Source organism: Streptomyces sp. NPDC054956 (assembly GCF_053609185.1).
This window is the reverse complement of record NZ_JBSGXB010000465.1, coordinates 1-4261: the sequence shown is the minus strand read 5'-3', so window position 1 is coordinate 4261 and position 4261 is coordinate 1. Positions and strand designations below refer to the sequence as shown.

Annotated in this window: 6 protein-coding genes; all 6 read left to right on the top strand. The window is 70.0% G+C overall.

The window, feature by feature from the left end:
* Positions 1-266 precede the first annotated feature (266 nt).
* Positions 267-1124, top strand: coding sequence for a dihydroorotate dehydrogenase electron transfer subunit (locus tag ACWGDE_RS36680; protein ID WP_453393412.1), 858 nt, complete (start codon positions 267-269; stop codon positions 1122-1124).
* Between the two features lie 8 nt (positions 1125-1132).
* Entirely contained in the window at positions 1133-2089 is a 957-nt protein-coding gene (locus tag ACWGDE_RS36675; protein WP_453393411.1) for a dihydroorotate dehydrogenase, read from the top strand.
* Positions 2090-2334: 245 nt separating this feature from the next.
* Positions 2335-2658: an integration host factor gene (locus ACWGDE_RS36670; protein ID WP_112452485.1), complete on the top strand. Its 324-nt coding sequence runs from the start codon at positions 2335-2337 to the stop codon at positions 2656-2658.
* A 61-nt stretch (positions 2659-2719) separates the two neighbouring features.
* Positions 2720-3283: a guanylate kinase gene (gene gmk, locus ACWGDE_RS36665; protein WP_453393410.1), complete on the top strand. Its 564-nt coding sequence runs from the start codon at positions 2720-2722 to the stop codon at positions 3281-3283.
* 71 nt (positions 3284-3354) lie between these two features.
* On the top strand, positions 3355-3627 hold the full coding sequence (rpoZ, locus tag ACWGDE_RS36660) for a DNA-directed RNA polymerase subunit omega (RefSeq protein ID WP_004948662.1): 273 nt from the start codon (positions 3355-3357) through the stop codon (positions 3625-3627).
* A gap of 108 nt (positions 3628-3735) precedes the next feature.
* Positions 3736-4261: flavoprotein (locus ACWGDE_RS36655; RefSeq protein WP_453393409.1), on the top strand; the 526-nt coding region annotated here is incomplete at its 3' end.

Sequence of the window (4261 nt, the reverse complement as noted above, 5' to 3'; positions counted from 1 at the left end):
GCGTTTGAGGCGCGGGGTCCGGGGCGGAGTCCCAGGGGGCCGGGCGGAGCCCGGGCCTTGGTGGGGCAGGGCGGAGCCCTGGGAACGGGGGAAGGGCGGGTAGGGGACTCCGCCCCGCGCAGCGGACCGCGCCCCCGCCGGCGGGCGCGGCGCCCGGTAAGGGCGTACGGCCCGGAGGGTCAGGGCTTCGGGCCGGTGATTCACGGGTCGGCCGGGGTGAGCATGGGGTGGGGGGTTCGGCCCCCTTCTCGGACGGAGCGCTCCGCGTGCCCCCTGTACAGACCCTCGCCACCATCCGGCGGATCACACCCGTCGGGGCGTACCACCACCTCGTCCTCGATGCCCCCGGCGTCACGGGAGCGCGGCCCGGTCACTTCGGGGCGCTGGCCATCGGCGGCCGCGACTCCTCCACACTGCTGCGGCGCGCCCTCTCCATCCACCGCGCCGACCCCGTAGAGGGAACCGTCGAGTTCGTCTTCGCCGAGGCCGGCCGGGGGACCAGGGCGCTGGCCCGGCACCGGGCCGGCGACACCGTCGACCTGATCGCGCCCCTCGGCACGCCCTTCCCCCTCCCCGACGGCCCCGTCGGAGCGGTCCTCGTCGCCGGCGGTTACGGCAGCGCCCCGATGGCGGCCCTCGCCGAGGAGATCCGGAGCCGCGGCGGCCGGGTCGCCTTCGTGCTCGGCGCCGCCACCGCGGACCGGCTGTTCGGGGTCGAGCGGGCCGAGGAGCTCTCCGAGCACGTGTACGTCGTCACCGACGACGGGTCGGCCGGCCGCCGGGGCCGGGTCACCGATCCGCTCCCCGAGGCCATCGCCGCGGTCGGCGCCACCGAGGTCCACTCCTGCGGAACGATGGGCATGCTCAGGGCCGTCACGGAGATCGCCACCACCGCCGGCGCCGCCAGTCACACCGCCGTCGAGGAGGCCATGGCCTGCGGGATCGGGATCTGCATGAGCTGCGTCCTGCCCGTCACCGGCCCCGACGGCGTCACCCGCTTCCTTCGCTCCTGCACATCCGGCCCTGTGTTCGACGGCACCACCGTGCGGTGGGACGATGCCGGGAGCCTGCCCGAGGATCTCGAGGGCGCCGCCGCCATGGCTCCCGAGGCGGGTGCGCGATGACGCGAGCGATGAACCCCGAAGACGTCGACATGTCGGCACCGCTCGGTGCGCACGTCACCCTCCCCAACCCCGTCTCCACCGCCTCCGGCTGCGCCGGCTACGGCCGCGAGCTGCACCGCTTCACCCCCCTCGGAGAGCTCGGCACGATCACCACCAAGACCGTGATGCCGTACGTCCGCTCCGGCAGGGCCACTCCGCGCATGGCAGAGACCCCCAGCGGGATGCTGAACTCCATCGGCCTCCAGGGCTCCGGCATCGACCACTTCGTCGAGCACGAGCTGCCCTGGCTGGCCGAACGCGGGGCACGGGTGCTCGTATCGGTCGCGGGGGAGCGGGCGGAGGAGTTCGCCGCGGCGGCCGCCCGGCTGACCGGGCAGCCCGGGGTGGTCGGCATCGAGGCCAACATCTCCTGCCCCAACGTCGCCAGTCGCGGGCTCGTCTTCGCCTGTGACGCCGATGCCTCCTTCGACGTCGTCGCGGCGGTCAAGGCGGCGGCCGACCCCGCGCTGCCCGTCTACGCCAAGCTGTCGCCCGACGTCACCCGGATCACCGACATCGCGGCGGCCTGTACGGAGGCGGGCGCCGACGGGCTCTCGATGATCAACACGGTGCTCGGCATGTCCATCGACACCGACACGATGCGCCCGGCCCTCGCGGGGGTCACCGGCGGTCTCTCGGGGCCCGCGATCCGGCCCGTCGCGGTGCGCTGCGTCCACCAGGTCCACGGGGCGATGCTCGCCGGCTCCGTACGGCGGGTCCCCATCCTCGGGATGGGCGGGATCGCCTCCGGCCGGGACGCGCTGGAATTCGTCCTCGCCGGGGCTTCCGGAGTGGCCGTCGGGACGGCTCTGTTCAACGATCCGTCCGCGCCGCTGAGGATCCGCGACGAGCTGCGTTCGGCACTCGCCGCACGCGGAATCGGAGCGTTCGAGGAGGCCGTCGGGCTCGCTCATCGCACTGTCTGACGAAAATCGAACGTCTTTCACCGGACAAAACCGGGGTAGTTTGTCCGTGATGTACGGTTCAGTGGAGGCTGACCAGGACTTTTCGTCCGTTCTCGCTGACGGGAGCGGTGATGGCCGCTAGTCTCCGACCAGAGTGAACGAGCAGTGATCGAGCAACACCGCTGTTCGGGCGCTTCCCTGGTGTGGTGCCCTCAAGCTCCCCACCGGTCCGTATCCGACAGTTCGACATCCGAGGTGACGTAGGCGTGGCTCTTCCGCCCCTTACCCCTGAACAGCGCGCAGCAGCGCTCGAAAAGGCCGCCGCGGCTCGCCGGGAGCGGGCCGAGGTGAAGAATCGACTCAAGCACTCCGGCGCCTCCCTCCAGGACGTCATCAAGACGGGCCAGGAGAATGACGTCATCGGCAAGATGAAGGTCTCCGCACTTCTGGAGTCCCTGCCTGGCGTCGGCAAGGTGCGCGCCAAGCAGATCATGGAGCGCCTCGGCATCTCCGAGTCCCGGCGTGTCCGAGGTCTCGGTTCCAACCAGATCGCTTCTCTGGAGCGTGAGTTCGGCACTCCTGCCGGCTGACGCGTCGCCTGAAGTTCGACCGGCGTTCTCAGGCAGTCCCGAGAACCTGGATAATCGCTCTATGGCAGCAGAGGTTCGTCCGCGGCTGACCGTGCTCTCCGGCCCCTCGGGGGTCGGCAAGAGCACGGTCGTCGCGCATATGCGCAAGGTCCACCCCGAGGTCTGGCTCTCGGTGTCGGCCACCACCCGCAAGCCGCGGCCCGGTGAGCGACACGGAGTCCAGTACTTCTTCGTCAACGACGACGAGTTCGACAAGCTGATCGCCAACGGCGAGCTGCTGGAGTGGGCCGAGTTCGCGGGCAACCGCTACGGCACACCCCGCGGCGCGGTGCTGGAACGCCTGGAGAACGGCGAGCCGGTACTGCTGGAGATCGATCTCCAGGGCGCCCGACTGGTCCGGGAGTCGATGTCCGAGGCCCAGCTGGTCTTTCTGGCGCCTCCGAGCTGGGACGAGCTGGTTCGCCGGCTCACCGGCAGGGGCACGGAATCACCGGAGGTCGTCGAGCGCAGGCTCGCCGCCGCCAAGATCGAACTCGCTGCCGAATCCGAGTTCGACACCACCCTGGTCAACACCTCGGTCGAGGACGTGGCGCGCGAGCTGCTAGCCTTGATGAATGTTGTTTGATCGTTGATCGATTTTTTCAGTCGATCGGTGTTCGTCAACGGATCTTTCAACCCATCTTCGGAAGGTAGAGCGTGTCCTCTTCCATCACTGCGCCCGAGGGCATCATCAACCCGCCGATCGACGAGCTGCTCGAGGCCACGGACTCGAAGTACAGCCTCGTGATCTACGCGGCCAAGCGTGCCCGTCAGATCAACGCGTACTACTCGCAGCTCGGTGAGGGCCTGCTCGAGTACGTCGGCCCGCTGGTGGACACCCACGTCCACGAGAAGCCGCTTTCGATCGCGCTGCGCGAGATCAACGCGGGTCTGCTGACCTCCGAGGCCATCGAGGCCCCGGCTCAGTAAGGCACGAGTTTTTCCTTTCACCACAGGCCCGGCAGAACATCTGCCGGGCCTGTGGTGTGTCATATGTGTCATAGGTGAGTACGGGGACCAGCCGAAGGGGCGTGTGTGGTGGGTAAGCCGAAGGTCGTGCTCGGAGTCAGCGGCGGGATCGCCGCCTACAAGGCGTGCGAGCTGCTGCGTCGGCTGACCGAGTCGGGGCACGACGTACGGGTGGTGCCGACGGCGGCGTCGCTGAACTTCGTCGGCGAGGCCACCTGGGCCGCCCTCTCCGGGAACCCGGCCTCCACCGAGGTCTGGGAGAGCGTCCACGAGGTGCCGCACGTGCGGATCGGCCAGTCCGCCGACCTCGTCGTCGTCGCCCCGGCCACCGCCGACATGCTGGCCAAGGCCGCCCACGGGCTGGCCGACGACCTGCTCACCAACACGCTGCTCACCGCGCGCTGTCCCGTGGTGTTCGCACCCGCGATGCACACCGAGATGTGGGAGCACCCGGCCACCCAGGAGAACGTGGCCACGCTGCGCCTGCGCGGCGCCGTCGTCATCGAGCCGGCCGTCGGCCGGCTCACCGGCAAGGACACCGGCAAGGGGCGGCTGCCCGACCCCGAGGAGATCTTCGAGGTCTGCAAGGGAATCC